The 16774-nt window shown below is 62.8% G+C and carries 19 protein-coding genes and 1 riboswitch; of the genes, 10 read left to right on the top strand and 9 right to left on the bottom strand.

Annotation, left to right across the window (positions count from 1 at the left end; genetic code table 11):
• Window positions 1–127: 127 nt before the first annotated feature.
• Both hpt and NKJ17_RS05605 read right to left on the bottom strand, forming a co-directional pair.
• A complete protein-coding gene (gene hpt, locus NKJ17_RS05610; protein WP_352687402.1) occupies window positions 128–670 on the bottom strand; it encodes a hypoxanthine phosphoribosyltransferase in 543 nt (180 codons plus the stop codon).
• A gap of 182 nt (window positions 671–852) precedes the next feature.
• Entirely contained in the window at window positions 853–1143 is a 291-nt protein-coding gene (locus tag NKJ17_RS05605; RefSeq protein WP_352683073.1) for a hypothetical protein, read from the bottom strand.
• 236 nt (window positions 1144–1379) lie between these two features.
• Between NKJ17_RS05605 and ftsE the strand changes: the two genes are divergently transcribed.
• The 3 genes from ftsE to NKJ17_RS05590 all read left to right on the top strand — a co-directional run bounded on the left by ftsE (window position 1380) and on the right by NKJ17_RS05590 (window position 3868).
• Window positions 1380–2039 (top strand): cell division ATP-binding protein FtsE, encoded by a 660-nt coding sequence (gene ftsE, locus NKJ17_RS05600; protein WP_023677923.1) that lies wholly within the window; start codon window positions 1380–1382, stop codon window positions 2037–2039.
• A complete protein-coding gene (locus tag NKJ17_RS05595) occupies window positions 2032–3015 on the top strand; it encodes a cell division protein FtsX (RefSeq protein WP_352616030.1) in 984 nt (327 codons plus the stop codon). Before ftsE ends, NKJ17_RS05595 begins: the two co-directional genes overlap by 8 nt.
• A gap of 262 nt (window positions 3016–3277) precedes the next feature.
• Window positions 3278–3868 carry a YdcF family protein gene (locus tag NKJ17_RS05590; protein WP_502898855.1) on the top strand — a complete coding sequence of 197 codons (591 nt, stop codon included), beginning with the start codon at window positions 3278–3280 and terminating at the stop codon, window positions 3866–3868.
• A gap of 29 nt (window positions 3869–3897) precedes the next feature.
• On the opposite strand, the gene NKJ17_RS05585 is transcribed toward NKJ17_RS05590, so the two are convergent.
• Complete coding sequence (locus NKJ17_RS05585) at window positions 3898–4518, bottom strand: pyridoxamine 5'-phosphate oxidase family protein (RefSeq protein ID WP_352471424.1); 621 nt, start codon at window positions 4516–4518, stop codon at window positions 3898–3900.
• A gap of 132 nt (window positions 4519–4650) precedes the next feature.
• On the opposite strand from NKJ17_RS05585, the gene NKJ17_RS05580 reads away from it, so the two are divergent.
• On the top strand, window positions 4651–5559 hold the full coding sequence (locus NKJ17_RS05580; protein ID WP_352687398.1) for a LysR family transcriptional regulator: 909 nt from the start codon (window positions 4651–4653) through the stop codon (window positions 5557–5559).
• 106 nt (window positions 5560–5665) lie between these two features.
• Window positions 5666–6466 (top strand): lysophospholipid acyltransferase family protein, encoded by an 801-nt coding sequence (locus NKJ17_RS05575; RefSeq protein ID WP_352687396.1) that lies wholly within the window; start codon window positions 5666–5668, stop codon window positions 6464–6466.
• Between the two features lie 27 nt (window positions 6467–6493).
• Here NKJ17_RS05575 and NKJ17_RS05570 read toward each other — a convergent pair whose 3' ends face one another.
• On the bottom strand, window positions 6494–7114 hold the full coding sequence (locus tag NKJ17_RS05570; protein ID WP_352687394.1) for a LysE family translocator: 621 nt from the start codon (window positions 7112–7114) through the stop codon (window positions 6494–6496).
• Between the two features lie 78 nt (window positions 7115–7192).
• Window positions 7193–8140 (bottom strand): aldo/keto reductase, encoded by a 948-nt coding sequence (locus NKJ17_RS05565; RefSeq protein ID WP_352687392.1) that lies wholly within the window; start codon window positions 8138–8140, stop codon window positions 7193–7195.
• A 344-nt stretch (window positions 8141–8484) separates the two neighbouring features.
• Between NKJ17_RS05565 and NKJ17_RS05560 the strand changes: the two genes are divergently transcribed.
• Window positions 8485–9465: a zinc-binding dehydrogenase gene (locus tag NKJ17_RS05560; protein WP_352687390.1), complete on the top strand. Its 981-nt coding sequence runs from the start codon at window positions 8485–8487 to the stop codon at window positions 9463–9465.
• 44 nt (window positions 9466–9509) lie between these two features.
• Here NKJ17_RS05560 and NKJ17_RS05555 read toward each other — a convergent pair whose 3' ends face one another.
• The gene (locus NKJ17_RS05555; RefSeq protein ID WP_352687388.1) at window positions 9510–10043 is read right to left on the bottom strand and encodes a gamma-glutamylcyclotransferase; all 534 of its coding nucleotides are present in this window, start codon (window positions 10041–10043) and stop codon (window positions 9510–9512) included.
• Between the two features lie 114 nt (window positions 10044–10157).
• On the opposite strand from NKJ17_RS05555, the gene NKJ17_RS05550 reads away from it, so the two are divergent.
• Window positions 10158–11159, top strand: a complete 1002-nt coding sequence (locus tag NKJ17_RS05550) for a DUF2125 domain-containing protein (RefSeq protein ID WP_352687387.1) — start codon at window positions 10158–10160, stop codon at window positions 11157–11159.
• Window positions 11160–11190: 31 nt separating this feature from the next.
• On the opposite strand, the gene NKJ17_RS05545 is transcribed toward NKJ17_RS05550, so the two are convergent.
• Both NKJ17_RS05545 and hisC read right to left on the bottom strand, forming a co-directional pair.
• Window positions 11191–12126, bottom strand: coding sequence for a prephenate/arogenate dehydrogenase family protein (locus NKJ17_RS05545; protein ID WP_352687385.1), 936 nt, complete (start codon window positions 12124–12126; stop codon window positions 11191–11193).
• Window positions 12127–12132: 6 nt separating this feature from the next.
• A complete protein-coding gene (gene hisC, locus NKJ17_RS05540) occupies window positions 12133–13242 on the bottom strand; it encodes a histidinol-phosphate transaminase (RefSeq protein ID WP_352687383.1) in 1110 nt (369 codons plus the stop codon).
• A gap of 138 nt (window positions 13243–13380) precedes the next feature.
• Window positions 13381–13458: riboswitch (SAM riboswitch) on the top strand.
• A 94-nt stretch (window positions 13459–13552) separates the two neighbouring features.
• Between hisC and metX the strand changes: the two genes are divergently transcribed.
• A complete protein-coding gene (metX, locus tag NKJ17_RS05535; RefSeq protein WP_292661143.1) occupies window positions 13553–14722 on the top strand; it encodes a homoserine O-acetyltransferase MetX in 1170 nt (389 codons plus the stop codon).
• Between the two features lie 58 nt (window positions 14723–14780).
• The gene (gene metW / locus NKJ17_RS05530; RefSeq protein WP_352687412.1) at window positions 14781–15395 is read left to right on the top strand and encodes a methionine biosynthesis protein MetW; all 615 of its coding nucleotides are present in this window, start codon (window positions 14781–14783) and stop codon (window positions 15393–15395) included.
• A gap of 25 nt (window positions 15396–15420) precedes the next feature.
• On the opposite strand, the gene NKJ17_RS05525 is transcribed toward metW, so the two are convergent.
• Window positions 15421–15741, bottom strand: a complete 321-nt coding sequence (locus tag NKJ17_RS05525; RefSeq protein WP_352687381.1) for a DUF1330 domain-containing protein — start codon at window positions 15739–15741, stop codon at window positions 15421–15423.
• A gap of 272 nt (window positions 15742–16013) precedes the next feature.
• Here NKJ17_RS05525 and NKJ17_RS05520 point away from each other — a divergent pair, with 272 nt between their 5' ends.
• Window positions 16014–16760, top strand: a complete 747-nt coding sequence (locus tag NKJ17_RS05520; RefSeq protein WP_352687379.1) for an SDR family NAD(P)-dependent oxidoreductase — start codon at window positions 16014–16016, stop codon at window positions 16758–16760.
• Window positions 16761–16774 lie beyond the last annotated feature (14 nt).

The following is a 16774-nucleotide window of genomic DNA, read 5'->3' as shown; positions in this document are numbered from 1 at the left end:
ACGGCATCAACACCTCCCGGCAAAAACCGAAAAGTGTTACCTATGTGTCCGGTACAAATCGTCACCTATGTCTCGGGCCGCTCAAAACCGCGTCAGATGACCGCCGGAGTAGAATTTTCAAAAGGCCTCAGGCGTCGCCCTTGACGATGCCGACGAACGGCAATTCGCGAAACGCGTGGGCGACGTCCATGCCATAACCGACGACGAAATAATCGGGGCAGTCAAAGCCGACATAGTCGGCGTTGAGCGTGGTCTGGCGGCGCATGCGCTTGTCGAGCAGCACGGCGATGGCACAGTTCCTTGCGCCGCGCGACAGCATGAGGTCGCGGGTGAAACTCAGCGTCTTGCCGGATTCCAGAATGTCGTCGATCAAAAGCACATCGCGACCGGCGACCTCGTTGTCGATGTCGCGCAGCACCCTCACCTCACCGCTGGTCGTGCCGGCGCCATAGCTGGAGATGAAGATGAACTCGACCTCCGGCGACAGGCCGACATCGTGCATGGCACGGATAAGATCGGCGGCGAAGATGAACGATCCCTTCAGCACCGAGATTACCAGAAGGTCGTGGTAGTCGTGCCCGGCGATCTCCTTGGCAAGTTCCAGGTTCCGCCGCGCGATGGCGGACGCCGAAAACAGGACTTCGATGTCCTTGCCGCGCACAACTGGCATTGGCTGCCCTTCCAGAATGATCGCCTTTGTAGGCGAAGCCGACCGAAACGGTCTTCAACCCGTTTCTAGGCATGTCGTGCCGTCTGGCAAGGCCAAATCTTTCGCAGGGCACCCGCGAACGGTCGGATGTCCCACCGTCGCGAATCGTTTATCTGGTGACCTGTTGATTTTCTGGCGCCGCTCTAACGAACCAGCGCATGGCCGCCCGAAATCCAGAAGGCGGCAAAGACGGCACCGACGCCGACAATCCAGAAGATCGGCCCACCATGCACCCACAACGGCCGTTCGACGGCGGTTTCGGGCTTGCGCAACATGTCCATGCCTTCGATCGAAGGCATGGAAATCATGCGCGCAGGCGGCGGCGCAAAGTCTTGACGTGTAAAATGGCGGGGCAGCACCTCATAGTCGGCATCGATGACCTCGGCGGTCACGTCGCGCATGATGCGTTCCGGCTCGGCGGCCGGATCGGTCATGATTTCGCCGGAAACCGGGCGCGCGGTTCGATCCTCAGCCATCATGGCCCAACACTACCGAACCTGTTCGCTGTTCGTTTCTTTTGGGTAAACGGAAATGGTTAACGCTTCCCCACCGGAACCCCTGTGACTCGCTCGAAAAGCCCCCAAATTAACCGTCGGTTAACCATGCCGGCCGATGGTCTTTCCACAGAAAGGGCTGGCATCTTGCCGCCGAGAATTTCAGGTCGTCGAAAGTGATCCGCTTCGAAAATGTCGGCCTCCGCTATGGCATGGGTCCGGAGATTCTCCGCGACATCTCCTTGCACATTCCGGAGCGCTCCTTTCAGTTCCTGAGCGGACCTTCAGGCGCCGGCAAGACGACGTTGCTGCGGCTTTTGTTCATGTCGCTGAAGCCGACGCGCGGCCTGATCACCATTTTCGGCAAGGACCGCTCGCGCATCTCGCGCACCGAATTGCCGCATCTGAGACGTCGCATCGGCGTGGTGTTCCAGGATTTTCGCCTGCTCGACCATATGACCACCTACGAGAACGTGGCATTGCCGCTGCGCGTGCGCGGCCGCGAGGAGGCGACCTATCGCACCGACGTCACCGAGCTGCTGAAATGGGTCGGCCTCGGCGAGCGCATGCATGTGCTGCCACCGGTGCTGTCTGGCGGCGAGAAGCAGCGCGCCGCCATTGCCCGGGCGTTGATCGAGCAGCCCGAGATCCTGCTCGCCGACGAGCCGACCGGCAATGTCGACCCGCCGCTGGCGCGACGCTTGCTGCGGTTGTTCATCGAGCTCAACCGGCTGGGCACCGCCGTGGTGATCGCCACACACGACCTCGGCCTGATGGAACAGGTCGACGCACGGCGAATGATCCTGGCCGGCGGAAGGCTGGACATCTATGACTGAGCTCTCCGTCGAACATTTCGAGGGTCAGGACGCCGCGGCGGCAAAGCCCCGCGTCCAGCGCAAAATGGCGCCGATCGTGCCGGCGCAGAACATCGCCGGCCGGGCGCTGGTGCTGGTCATTGCCATCATGACGTTTCTGTCCTGTCTGACGTTTGGCGCAGTCACGCTGGTGCGTGACACCGCCTCCGTCTGGGAGAACCAGATCTCGCGCGAAGCGACCATCCAGATCAAGCCGGTCGACGGCCTCGACATGGAGGCCGCACTTGCGCTGGCCTCGCAGATCGCCGGCGAATTCCCTGGCGTGAAAAGCGCCAGGATCATCGATCGCGAAGCAACGGCCCGACTGCTCGAGCCTTGGCTAGGCTCGGGCCTGAACATCGATGAGCTGCCGGTGCCGCGCTTGATCATCATCACCATCGACGAGAATAGTCCGCCCGATTTCGCCGCACTGCGCGCGGCAATCACGCCGAAGCTGCCGAGCGCCTCGCTCGACGATCATCGCACCTGGGTCGACCGGCTGGTTGCCATGGCCCGCACCACGGTAACGATCGGTATCGCAGTGTTGGCGCTGATGCTGTCGGCGACGGTGCTGACCGTTGTATTCGCGACGCGCGGCGCCATGGCCGGCAATGGCCACATCATCGAGGTGCTGCATTTCGTCGGCGCCGAGGCGCGCTTCATCGCGCGCGAATTCCGCCGGCATTTTCTGGTCACCGGCATGAAGGGCGCCGCGGCAGGCGGCGCCGCAGCGATCCTGGTCTTCATCGTCTTCTCCTGGTGGTCGTCACACAACATGGCAACGCCGCAGGCCGACCAGGCGACCGCCCTGTTCGGCAATTTCGCCATCGGCTCGGCGGGTTATCTCGGGGTCGCTGTCATGGTGCTGGTGATCGGCGCGCTGACGGCGGCAACCTCCCATTTCACCGTGGTTGCTTATCTCAGCGACATCGACATTCGCCAGCCGGACGCCGGCTAAAGGAAAGATCGATCACGGATGAAAACGCATCGTCACGAAAATTGCATTTTTTTCCTACCAAAGGCCGTATTTCGGGATTAACCATTTCATGATGGACGTTCGGGACTCGACCGATACCGCTGGATGCATGCCAGTGCTGGTTGCGCGCCCGCCTGTATTCGCCGAGCCTGATGAATTTGCCAAGCCGGATCAGTTTGCCAAACATGGGCGGCTGCTGGCAGGCCGCTCCTTGCGCATCTCGGCTCTCCTTCTGCTCGCCTTTATGGCGCTGTTTGTCGCCGGCTTCGGCTGGTTCGCCAATACCGTCAGCCGCCTGACTACGCCCGCCAATCCGGCAAGGGCCGACGCTATCATCGTGCTGACCGGCGGCCAATCGCGCCTCGACGCTGCGATGGGCCTGCTTGCCTTAGGCAAGGGCGAGCGGCTGCTGATCAGCGGCGTCCATCCCTCCGCCAGCCGCCGCCAGCTTCAGGCCGCGACCGGCGGCGACAAGAGGCTGTTTTCCTGCTGCGTCGACATCGACCGCGCCGCGCTCGACACGATCGGCAATGCCGAGGAAAGTGCCAAATGGGTCGAGGACCATGCCTACGGCACCGTCATTCTCGTCACCAATAATTATCATATGCCGCGTAGCCTGCTGGAAATGGGCCGGCTGCTGCACGGCGCAAGGCTCGAGCCCTATCCGGTGGTCAACACCAACCTCGAGAATGGCGGCTGGCTGACCAAGCCGGAAGCGCTGCGCGTGCTGTTCACCGAATACAACAAATACCTGCTGGCGCTGGCGCGCGGCATCATGCCGGTGAAGCAATCGCCCAACGGCGTCACGCTGGCCGACGCCGCGGGCGGAAACTGAACGGCACCGGCACTTTTATTCCCTAGCTCTTATTCCCTGGCTGCTGCATCTGATCGCAAGCGTGCGATCTCCTGTTCGAGCCGTTCGATGCGCTTGTCGCGTTCGCCCAGCGCCGCCGCCACGTCGGCCGCTTCGAAACGCTGCGGGATGTGCTGCGAGCAATTTGAATCCCAAGCCGAAACCGTAAACAGGATGACCTGCTCGGGTCGCGCCTTATAGTCTTGCGGCATCAGCTTTGCCGTCAGCTCGGCATCGCCCTCGACGACTTGCGCTTTGCCCCAGATCTTGATGCGCTGCCGGTGCGCATAATCGATCAGGAATAGGAAAGCCTGTGGGTTGTCGCTGAGGTTGCCCTGGGTGATGAACTGCCTGTTGCCGGAAAAATCGGCAAAGCCGATCGTCCGTTCGTCGAGCACCGTGAGGAAACCGGCAGGCCCGCCGCGATGCTGGATGTAAGGCTGCCCGTCCGCATTGGCGGTCGACAGAAAGACGCTGGTCTGCGCCTCGATGAAGGCGGCGAGATCGGGCGTAATTGCCGCCTGCCAGCCGCCACGCTCCTCGACACGGGCATAGGCCTGGCGCGAGCCCTTGCGCGCCTGAATCGCCTTCACCGTCGGGGTGAAAGCAACATCGCTGGTGTGAGCGTTCATGGAAGCCTCCTCAGGCGCCGAGCTGCGCTGCATTGCTAGTCAGGAAAATACGTCCTTCCATCTTCGAGATGCAGATGCCATATCTGCAATCCATCCTTCCGCTTTCCGGAAGGGCAAATTTTCGGGAGAGCTATGGATCGCCTCCAGTCCATGTCGCTTTTCGTTGCCGCGGCGGAGACAGGCAGCCTCTCGGCTGCCGGGCGCCGCTTCGGCATTCCGCTGACGACGGTCAGCCGCAAGGTTTCGGACTTGGAAAAGCACCTGAAGACACGGCTGTTGAACCGCTCGGCGCGGCAGCTGTCGCTGACCGATGCAGGCCACGCCTATCTCGCCGCCTGTCGTCGCATTCTCGATGAGGTCGGCGAGGCCGAGCGAATAGCCGCCGGCGAATACAGCGCCCCGACCGGCGAACTGATCGTCACTGCGCCGATCGTCTTCGGCCGCCTGCATGTGCTGCCGGTCGTCACCGGCTTCCTCTCCGTCTATCCCGAGGTAGGTGTGCGGCTGACACTCGCCGACCGGATAACCCAGCTGGTCGAAGAGCACATCGACCTCGCCATCCGCATCGGCGAGCTTGCCGATTCGGCCCTGATCGCCACCCGCCTGGGTTCAATCCGCCGCGTCGTTTGCGCAAGCCCGGCCTATCTCGCCGAGCACGGCACACCGAAAACGCCGCAGGAGCTTGCAGCACACAGTGCCATCACCTTCGAAGGGCTCACCGCCGCAGCCTGGAGCTTCGCCACCGGCAAGACCGAATTCAGCGTGCCGATCCGCTCCAGGTTACGGGTCAACACGGCTGAGGCAGCGATCGATGCGGCGATTGCCGGCGTCGGCGTGACGAGGCTGCTTTCCTATCAGATTGCCGCCGCAGTCCGGTCGGGTACGCTGCGCCCGGTGCTGCAAGAGTTTGAGCCAGACCCATGGCCGGTGAGCCTCGTCCATGCCGGCCAGGGGCTACTGCCGGTGAAGCTGCGCGCATTCCTCGACTTCGCCGCCCCGCGCCTGAGACAGCGCCTGCTGCAGGCCGCGTGGGAAACGTGACGAAGACGGCCCTCGCAAGGCCGGGCCGATCGCCCGCCTCGCAGCGTTTCCTTTTTGCCGGCGCTTGGTGTAACGAACGCACACCTCCTCACCGGGCACTTGTTGTATGCTGTATTTCCGCTCGCTGGCGTTCAATCTCGCCTTTTACCTCAATCTGATCATCCAGATGATCCTCTGGACCCCGTATTATTTCCTGTCGCCGCGCCATCGCGCCTGGTTCGTGCCGAAATTCTGGTCGCGCACCAGCATGTGGCTCTACGACAAGATCGCCGGCACCAGAAGTGAGATCACCGGCCAGGAAAACCTGCCTGACGGCTCCTTCATCCTGGCGCCGAAGCACCAGTCCTTCTGGGACACGATCGCTTTCCTGCCTTATCTCGACGATCCCGTTTACATATTGAAACGGGAGCTGACGTGGATCCCGTTCTTCGGCTGGTACATTTTGAAGATGCGGATGATTCCTGTCGACCGCGGCAGCCGCTCGAAGGCATTGAAAATGGTGATCGCCGCGACCAAACAGGAATTGGCGCGCAATCCGCGCCAGCTGATCATCTACCCCGAGGGCACCCGCCGGGCGCCGGGCGACGAACCGGTCTACAAATACGGCATCGTCGAACTTTATGCCCAGCTTGGCATTCCGGTGGTGCCGGTCGCCCACGTCGCCGGCCTCTATTGGCCGCGCCGCAAATTCCTGCGCTATCCCGGCACGATCAAGGCGCGCTTCCTGCCGCCGATCCCGCCCGGCCTCGGCAAGGACGAATTCATGCAACGGCTGATCGGCGAGACGGAAGCCGCCTGCGACCAGCTTCTCGTCGAGGCGGCACAGACGCCGAACCCGCCGCCGATGCCGCCGACGGCAATGAAACGGCTTGGTGAGCTCGATGCGAAACCTGAATTGAAAGGCTGAGACACCCGCCGCGCATGCCGGAAAGGCTCACGGCAAGGCAGCCAGGGCGGCTGTTGCAACCAGCGTCAAGGCAAACACCAGATTGATGATCCGCGACGCCAGCGGTTTGCGCAGCAAATGTGCAAAAGCCGCGCCGGCGAGAAGCCACAAGAGATGAATGGCAGCAATCATCAAGGCGAGGACCGCCAGCTTGGCTGAAATAGCAAGACCGCCGGCGCCGGAAGACGCGCCGGCAAACACGGCGGCAATCGCCACATAGGCTTTCGGATTGGCAACGGCCAGAAGGAACCCGCCCAGGAAAGTGGGAAGCGCCGCCCCACCAATGCGTGCCGCCAGTGGCGGCGCCGTCGCAATCTTGAACGCCAGATAGAGGATGTAGGCTGCTGACGCGACCGCCAACAGCGCTGCGAGCTTCGGCAGCGCGGTGAGAACGGCCATGATGCCCGTCGCCACCACCAAAAGCACGAGAACCGTCCCGACAACGATTCCCGAGGCATAGCGCAGCGAACCGCGCAGGCCGAACGCGGCGCCGATCGCGGTGACGCTTATCGTCGCCGGCCCCGGGCTGCCCATGACGATGGCCGACGCCAACACAAGCGCCAGCAATCGCTGCCATAGCTGCTGATCGATAAGACCCTGTCCGGCCATGCGACGTCCCTGCATCCTGTGACGAGGCAGGGACGGTAGGGCAAGGCAGCGGCGCCGGTCTTGAACGATCGTGCGCGGCTACGCGCTGGCCTTGTCGAGCTCGGCGATATCGTCCGGGCCGAGCTGCAACGACGCGGCACGCACCAGGCTGTCGAGCTGGTCGAGCGTCGTCGCGCTGGCGATCGGGGCGGTGACGCCGGGCCGCGCCATGACCCAGGCAAGCGCCACTTCCGCCGGCCTGGCCGAATGTCTGGCCGACACCGCATCGAGCGCTGAGAGAATGCGCATGCCGCGCGCGTTGAGATAGCCTTTCACACCACTGCCGCGCGGGCTTTTGCCGAGGTCGGACTCGCTGCGGTACTTGCCGCTCAAAAATCCGTTGGCGAGGCTGAAATAGGTGATGACGCCGATGTCCTCGGCCACGCACAGATCGCGCAGCGGACCATCGAAGGACGAGCGGTCGTAGAGGTTGTACTCCGGCTGCAGCACCTCGTAGCGCGGCAGGCCCCGCAGGCTTGCTACGTCAAGTGCGGCCCGCAGCTGGGCGGCGTCGAGGTTGGAAGCGCCGGTATAACGGATTTTTCCCTTGTCGAGCAGTTTCTGGTAAGCGCCGAGCGTTTCCTCATAAGGGGTCGCCGGGTCGGGCCAGTGCGACAGATAGAGATCGACGCTATCGACCTGCAGCCTCTTCAGCGAAGCATCGATGGCCTGTTCGATATAGGCGGCGGACAGGTCCCTCTTACCCTGTCCCATATCCGAACCGACCTTGGTGATGACGACAACCTTGTCGCGGTTACCACGGCTCTTCATCCATTTGCCGATGATGGTTTCGGATTCGCCGCCTTGGTGGCCGGCAATCCAGCGCGAATAGGAATCGGCCGTGTCGATGGCGTTGAAACCGGCGTCGACAAAGCGGTCGAGCAGGTCGAACGAGGTTTTCTCATCGGCGGTCCAGCCGAACACATTGCCGCCCAGAACCAATGGCGCGATGGATAGGTCGGTGCGACCGAGACGACGTTTCTGCAAGGCTGATCTCCATGGTGATTCATGCTGGGGCGGGTGGGAGCCGCCGACCGAGCTAACCTATGTCGCACCGTGGCAACGTCAAACGCATAGCCTCTTTTCCAGCCCGCCGGCGCTTCACAAAACCGCGACCCGCCGCGCCGTGTCGGGCTTCAAGAGGCTGTCCCGAATTTCCAAACCAGTACCCTCTGGGGAAACAATCTGGCAAGTTTAGCACATAGATTGTCAAATCTGCCAATTCAGACCTTTGCCGGCCGGCCATAGGTTCCGCGGCGCCGACGCAAATCTCGGCACGGTCTGGCCAAGCCCGGACTGTTTGCCCCGGATCGTTTGTTGTGGAGACCGGCATGAAAGCAATCGTATTTGACGCCATCGGTTCGCCGCGCGACGTGCTCTACATGGACGACCTGCCGATTCCGCGCATCGGCGACGGCGAGGTGCTGGTCAGGATGGTCTCGGCTTCGATCAATCCGGGCGACTTCCTGTTTATCCAGGACCTCTATCCCGAACCGAAGAAGCCGCATTTTCCCCGGCAGGTCGCAGGAAACCATGGCGCCGGCATCGTCGAAGCCGTCGGCGCGGACGTCTTGCTGGAACCGGGCACGCTTGTCGCGTTCAGCTATTATGGCAGCTGGGCCGAGTACGCGGCCATTCCCGCCGAATGGCTGATCCCGTTGCCTGCGGACTATCCGGTCGAACGCGCCGGGCAGATGGTGAACCCCATTACCGCGTGGGATCTGCTGACGGATTCCCGTGTCCGGCCCGGGCAGTGGCTGGCTGTCACGGCCGGCTATTCGTCAATTTCGACAATGGTGATGCAGTTCGCCCAACGACGCGGCATCAACGTCATCGCGCTGGTGCGGCGCTCGCACCAGAGCTTCGACCTGAAGACGCTTGGCGCCTCTGTCATTCTTGACCTTTCGGACTTGAAGGCAAGTATCCGGGAAGCGGTGATGGATATCAACGGCGGCGCCGGATTGAACGGGATTATCGACAATGTCGGCGGACCTGTCAGCGGCGAATTGATCCGCACCCTGGCGCTCGGCGGGCAGATGGTGATCAATGGCGGAATGAGTGCCGAGCGCTTCGAACTGCACAATTTCGATGTGTTGCTGAGCGGCGTCGAAATCAGGGCAAATATCTATCGCTACTTCTTTTCGCCGCCTGCCGAAGCCGACCGGCCTGTCCTACGCGAGATCATCGACATCTTTGGCCAGCCGGGCTTCCACGTTCCTGTCGGCGGTCTCCACGCGCTGACCGAGTTCAAGCTTGCGGTGGCAAACAGCCTGGATCGCGCCGACCTTGGTAAACAGATTTTCAGGATGTAGCCCGCGTCACGGCACCGAAAACATCATGATAACGATAAAAGGCGCTACGTCGCGATCCGTCTCGTCACGTCTTCCAGCCAATGATCGCTTATACCCAGTGCTTCGAGGTGCTCCAGCGTGCTGAGCACGTAATCCTTATTCCTCCCCGACTGGCCGACGGCGCCGCGAACGACGGCCGCCGCCTCGGCCGGGTCGAGCGCACCGGCATATTGCTCATGGCTGCGGTCCACGACATAGGCGACGGCGTCGACCGTCTTGCCCCCATCCGTTTCACTTTTGTCGAGGCGAACGCTGAGCACACGTTCGAGATAGACGTTGGTGACCAGCTCGCGTTCGCGCAGATAGGTGATGACCTCGTTGCGCAGCTCGCCTGGGACCCGGAACGCCAGCCCGATGCAGGAGCCTCCGCGGTCGAGGCCGAGCACCAGGCCCGGCCGTTCGCGCGTGCCGCGATGCACGAAAGAATAGACGCAGAGCGAACGGCGGTAGCCATGCAGGCGGGCACGCCGCGTCTCGACATGCGCGAATCCCGGCCGCCAGATCAGTGAGCCGTAGCCAAAAACCCAAAAATCGCCCATATCGCCAAGCCTGATTGTAACGAACCACTCCACCGGTGGTGTTTCAGTCCGTCTACCTGTTGTTGCCGCAAGCGACAGCCCGCCCGTGCCACCCGCGTTAACGAAAGCCGCAGCATGACGTCAAGTGACGAGCGCCCGCCGCCCAGCCAGCGTCGCCGCCTGTTGTGGCTTGCCGCTTTCATTCTCGTGCTGTTCGGCATCTACAGCGCGGGCTGGTTCTACCTGGCGGATCTGGTCGAGAGCGCCGCCGACAAGGCGGTCGCCGATCTCGATGACAAGGGCGTCAAGGCCGACTGTGCCAATCTCGCGGTCAGCGGCTATCCCTTCAGCTTCACCCTTTCCTGCGACAGTCTGGCTTACGAGGACGACAGCCGCAACGTCGCGGCCTCGACAGGCAAGATCAACGCCGCCACCCAGATCACGCGGCTTCTGTCGCCTGCCGCCGAGCTTAGGGGGCCACTCAGGACCTCCGTTCCCGGCATGACCCCGCTCTGGATCGACTGGGATGATCTGCGGGCCGACATGAAGCTGTCCTGGCCGCTGCCGAGACGCCTCTCGCTGCAGGCAGAAGGCCTGTCCGGCCAGACCGATCCCGCAGACGATACCGATCCCGTCTCGCTGTTCAGCGCCGGAACTGCCAGCGGGCAATTGCGCCCAAACGGCCCGGACATCGACTATGCCGGCAATTTCACCGATCTCGAAATCGACGCGGCGGCCATCGACGGGCGCGTCTTGCCGCCGCTCGATGGCAGCGGCGATGTGACGCTGAAGAACGGCGTGATGCTGATCATGGCAAACCCGAAGAGCCTGCGCGGCCTCGCGGCCGAAATCCACGAGCTCGATCTGTCGTCCGGAACTGCGCGCATCACCGTTTCCGGACCGCTGTCGGTCGATGACGGCGGTCTCATAAATGCCGATCTGACGATCAAGCTCAATGATCCAAAGGCCGTGGCGGCGATCCTTGCCACCGCCATCCCCGAGCAGAAGAAAGAGATCCAAACCGGCTTTGCCGGACTGGCGCTGCTCGGCAACCAGCCGTCGATGCCGCTGAAGATCGTCAGGGGCAAGGCCTCGCTCGGCTTCATCCCGCTCGGCAAGATCAAGCCGCTTGACTAGGCGGTCGGGACTGCGATCGGCCTGCCGCGGCTTATCCCTTCGGCGGGTGTTCGACTGCCTGGCGACCGAAATCCGGTACGTCGATGTCCTGGCCGGCCTCGATGATCGAGCGGCGGACGGCGCGGGTGCGGGTGAACAGGTCGAACAGCTTTTCGCCGTCGCCCCAGCGGATCGCCCGCTGCAGCGAGGACAGATCTTCCGAGAATCGCGCCAGCATTTCGAGGATGGCGTCCTTGTTGTGCAGGCAGACGTCACGCCACATGGTCGGGTCGGACGCCGCGAGACGGGTGAAGTCGCGAAAGCCGGAAGCCGAGTATTTGATGACCTCGGACTTGGTCACCGACTCCAGATCGTCGGCGGTACCGACGATGTTATAGGCGATGATGTGCGGCAGGTGCGAAACGATGGCCAGCGTCATGTCGTGATGCTGCGGGTCCATCGTGTCGATGTTGGAGCCGCAGCGGCGCCAGAATTCCGAGAGCCTTTCCAGTGCCGCGGGATCGGTGCCGGGCAGCGGCGTGAAGATGCACCAGCGGTTCTCGAACAGTTCGGCAAAACCGGCATCTGGTCCCGACTTTTCGGTGCCGGCCAAAGGATGGCCGGGAATGAAGTGCACGCCATCAGGCACATGCGGCTGCATCTGCGCGATCACCGATGCCTTGGTCGAGCCGACATCGGTAAGGATGGCGCCCTTCTTCAGCGTCGGCGCGATTTCCGCGGCGACGGTACCCGAAGAGCCGACCGGCACCGAAACGACGACCAGATCGGCATCGCGAACCGCCTCTTTCGCATCCGTCGTGTAGGTGTCGCCGAGGGCGAGTAGGCTCGCCCGCGCCAGCGTCGCTTCGCTGCGCGTCGAAATCGCGACTTGGCCGGCGAGCCCCTCACGGCGGATGACGCGGGCCAGCGACGAGCCGATCAGGCCGATGCCGACCAGCGCGATCTTTTCGAACATCGGTGAGGTCATGGTGTTCTAGCTTTTCAGGAATGTCGCGAGTGCGGCGACAACGCCGCGGTTGGCCTCTTCGGTGCCGATGCTCATGCGCAGCGCGTTCGGAAAACCGTAGCCGGAAACGCGCCGCAATATGTAGCCGCGCGCACTGAGGTAGTCGTCGGCGGCCGCCGCCGAATGCTTTTTGTCCTCGGGAAAGTGGATAAGGATGAAATTGCCGACGCTCGGTGTCACCCGCAGCCCAAGCCCGCTTAGTTGCTCGGTCAGCCATGCCAGCCAGGTCTCGTTATGCGCCACGCTGCGCTCGATATGGACGCGGTCGCGGATCGCCGCGATACCGGCCTCGATAGCCGTCGCATTGACGTTGAAAGGCCCGCGCACGCGGTTGATCGCGTCGATGATATGCATTGGCGCATACATCCAGCCGATCCGCGCGCCGCCCAGGCCCAACTTGGAGAAAGTGCGGGTCATGACCACGTTTTCTGCGCTACCCACCAACTCGACGCCGGCTTCATAATCGTTGCGCCGGACATATTCGGCGTAAGCTGCATCCAGCACCAGAAGCACGTTTCGCGGCAGGCCGGCATGCAGGCGGCGCACCTCCTGGAACGGCACGTAGGTGCCGGTTGGATTGTTGGGATTGGCAAGGAAGATGATCCTGGTACGCGGCGTCACCGCGGCAAGGATTGCATCGACATCGGCGCGTTCATCGGTCTCCTTGACCGTAACCGGGACGGCACCGGCCGATTGTATGTAGATCTTGTAGACCATGAAGCCGTGTTCGGTGATGATGGCTTCGTCGCCGGGCGCGAGGTAGGTCTGCGCCAGCAGGCCCAGAATCTCGTCGGAGCCGTTGGAGCAGACGATGTTCGCCGGGTTGAGCCCGTGCACCTCGGCGATCGCTTCCCTCAGACGCCTGGCGCTGCCGTCGGGATAGACCGCGAGCTTGTCGGCGACCGCGCGCGCGGCCTCTATCGCCTTTGGCGAAGGGCCGAGCGGGTTCTCATTCGACGACAATTTGTGGACCTTGGCGACACCTTCAGGCGCCGCGCTCTTGCCGGGTACATAGGCTTCGATGTCCATGATGCCGGCGCGGGGCCTTGGACGTGTCTGATCCGGTATCTGGCTCATTCCATGAAATCCGTCGAGAGTGCCTCCATCCGGAAGCCGCAGCGGAAATACAAGCCGTGGCCCGGAATGTCGAGGGGCGGCAATTCGGGATCAAGAACTTGCCGTTGACGAAGCCATGCGTCGGTCCTAGAAGAGCAGCGAAAGTTCCGTGGTGATTTGGCCGGTCGGCTTGCAGCCACGTTAAACAACTTGCTAAAGGGCCGTTTGCATCTTGTAACCGGCTTTGCGAAGGCATGGCCGGTTTTTTGTTGCCCTGGCTGGTTGTTGCCCAGACTGGCGGTGGACAACTGAAGGCGGGCAAGGAGATATGATGGTCGCTTTGCGCGCGCGAAAAACCAACAACGAGGCCGACCAGCCGTCGAGCCCGGTGTTGCGTTTCGGCGCCGACAAGCCGCTCAAGCTCGACGCCGGCACGCTGCTGTCGCCCTTCCAGATTGCCTACCAGACCTATGGCACGCTCAACGACGCGCGCTCCAACGCCATCCTCGTCTGCCATGCGCTGACCGGCGACCAGCATGTCGCCAACACCAATCCGGTGACCGGCAAGCCAGGCTGGTGGGAAGTGCTGATCGGCCCCGGCAAGATCATCGACACCGATCGTTTCTTCGTCATCTCGTCCAACGTCATCGGCGGCTGTCTCGGCTCCACCGGCCCCGCCTCGACCAATCCCGCCACCGCCAAGCCCTACGGGCTCGACCTGCCGATCATCACCATCCGCGACATGGTGCGCGCGCAGCTGATGCTGGTCGAGCATTTCGGTATCGAACAGCTGTTCAGCGTGCTGGGCGGCTCGATGGGCGGCATGCAGGTGCTGCAATGGGCCTCGAGCTATCCCGAGCGCGTCTTCTCGGCGCTGCCGATCGCCACCGGCGCCCGCCATTCTTCGCAGAACATCGCTTTCCACGAGGTCGGCAGGCAGGCAGTGATGGCCGACCCGGACTGGCATGGCGGCAAATACTTCGAGCACGGCAAGCGGCCGGAAAAGGGGCTGGCGGTGGCGCGCATGGCCGCTCACATCACCTATCTGTCGGAAGCAGCGCTGCACCGCAAGTTCGGCCGCAACCTTCAGGATCGCGAAGCCCTGACCTTCGGCTTCGATGCCGACTTCCAGATCGAGAGCTACCTGCGCCATCAGGGCATGACCTTCGTCGATCGCTTCGATGCCAACTCCTATCTCTACATGACCCGGGCGATGGACTATTTCGATCTCGCCGCCGACCATGGCGGCCGGTTGGCCGATGCCTTCGCCGGCACCAAGACGCGCTTCTGCCTGGTTTCGTTCACCAGCGATTGGCTGTTCCCGACCGAGGAAAGCCGCTCGGTCGTGCACGCGCTGAACGCGGCCGGCGCCTCGGTCTCGTTCGTCGAGATCGAGACCGACCGCGGCCACGACGCCTTCCTGCTCGACGAACCGGAACTGTTCGCCGCCATCAAAGGCTTCATCGCCTCGGCGGCGCGGGCGAGAGGGCTCGGCGCATGACCCCGAAAAGTTCCGGATTGTTCGGATCAGGACCATGCGCCAGGCAAGTGACGAGCCCATGAGCGTCAACCGCGCCCAGCGCGTCGACCTCGAGGTCATCGCCGATCTCATCCCGCCGCAGTCGCGGGTGCTAGACGTCGGTTCCGGCGACGGCCTGCTGCTCGAATTGCTGCAGGCGACCAAGAAGGTCGACGGTCGCGGGCTGGAACTGTCGCAGCGCGGCGTCAACGAATGCGTGGCGCGCGGCCTGTCGGTCATCCAGGGCGATGCCGATAAGGATCTCCAATTCTATCCCGATAAGGGCTTCGACTTCGTCGTTTTGTCGCAGACCTTGCAGGCGACCCGCAATCCGAAATTGGTGCTCGACGAACTGCTCAGGATCGGCAACCGCGCTATCGTCTCATTCCCAAATTTTGGTCACTGGCGGGTGCGCTTTTCGCTACTGTTCAACGGCCGCATGCCGGTGACCAAGGACCTGCCCTATTCCTGGTATGACACCCCCAACATCCATTTCTGCACCATTCGCGATTTCGTCAATCTGTGCGACGAGCTTGGCGCGACGGTGGAAAAGGCGACCGCGCTCGACGCCAATGGCCAGCGGATCGGCTTCTCGATGCCGTGGTGGTTCTGGAATTTTTTCGGCCAGCAGGCGGTGTTTCTGCTGAAACGATAAGAGCCAATCGTCGCGGATCGTCCCCTTATTCGAGAACGTCGGTGGCCTTGTGCGGGTGCTGGACGCCATCGACCAGGACCACGTCGGACTGAGAATTCTCGGTGCGCAGCGGCAAGATCTCCTGATAGGCGGGCGAGCGGTACCATGCACGCACCTGCTGCATGTCTGGAAATTCGATCATGACGAGGTGGCCCGGCCAGGTGTTTTCAACGACTTCCACCTCGCTGCCATGCACGATGAAGCGCCCGCCAAACGGCTCCAGCGTGGCATCGATCTTGTGCAGGTACTCGACGATCTGCGGCCCCGGCGTGACCTGGCGCATATGCGCGACGGCGTAGGCGGTCATGGCTGTACTCCCTGGTGGTCGAAGCCGGACAACCGGCTTGATGGGAGCAGTTTGCCGAGACCTTGCACGCTGGTCGATTACCCCCGAGGTAATGACACTGAATACAAAACCGACGCGCCTCTGCCGTTGCTGCTCCGAACAGGGCCGTGCGCGAGCCCTGCTGTCACCTGAAAAATATTTCCGCCTGGCGCCGATGATTTCCGCACGCCTGCGCTGTCCTTATCGATGAGCGCGCCTGGATGGTCCGGCGGCCGGGAGCAGAGAGGTGATCCATGGGATCGTTGCAAGGTCAGAATGTTGTAGTCGTCGGAGGCAGCCGCGGGGTCGGCCGCTCCATCGCGGAGGCCGCCCTCAAGGAGAGAGCGACGGTGCTGGCCGTGGCCCGCGGAAAACAGGCCCTGGCGCAATTTGCCTGGGAGGTCTCGGGCGTGAAGACGCTCGTGGTCGATGCGACGGTGGACTCCGCCCCCGATAAGGTCTTCGCCGCGCTGGAACCGGACGTGCTGGTAATCTGCGCAGGCGCGCTGGCCCCTTCCGCGCCGCTGCACGAACAGAACTGGAAGGCGTTCTCCGCAAATTGGGACACGGACGTCAAGGCATCGTTCCTGTTTTGCCGGGCCGCTCTGCGGCGTCCGCTCAAGCCGGGAACCCGTATCGTTCTGATCTCCAGTGGCGCGGCCTTGACCGGCGGGCCACCCAATACCGGCGGCTATGCCGGCGCAAAACGCATGCAGATGTTCCTGGCCGGTCATAGCCAGAAGGAAGCCGACCGGCTCGGCCTCGGCCTTCGCTTCATGGCGCTCGCGCCGATGCGCATCATGCCGGAAACCGGCGTGGGCAAGGCCGGCGTCGACAGCGTCGCTGCCTATATGGGCATCCAGCCGGCGGACTTCATCGCCGCCATGACCGACATGCAAACCCCGGCCGACGTCGGACGGGCGGTGGTCGCGCTCGCCACCGGCCAGCCGCAAGGCAGTTCCTTCATGGTGAGCGGGAGCGGGCTTGCACCGGCCGCTTGAGGCGCGCGTAATGC

Origin of the sequence: Mesorhizobium sp. M0208, assembly GCF_040322015.1 — a bacterium.
Lineage (GTDB): Bacteria > Pseudomonadota > Alphaproteobacteria > Rhizobiales > Rhizobiaceae > Mesorhizobium.
The sequence above is the reverse complement of the archived record's forward strand: the minus strand, read 5'-3'. Positions and strand labels throughout refer to the sequence as shown.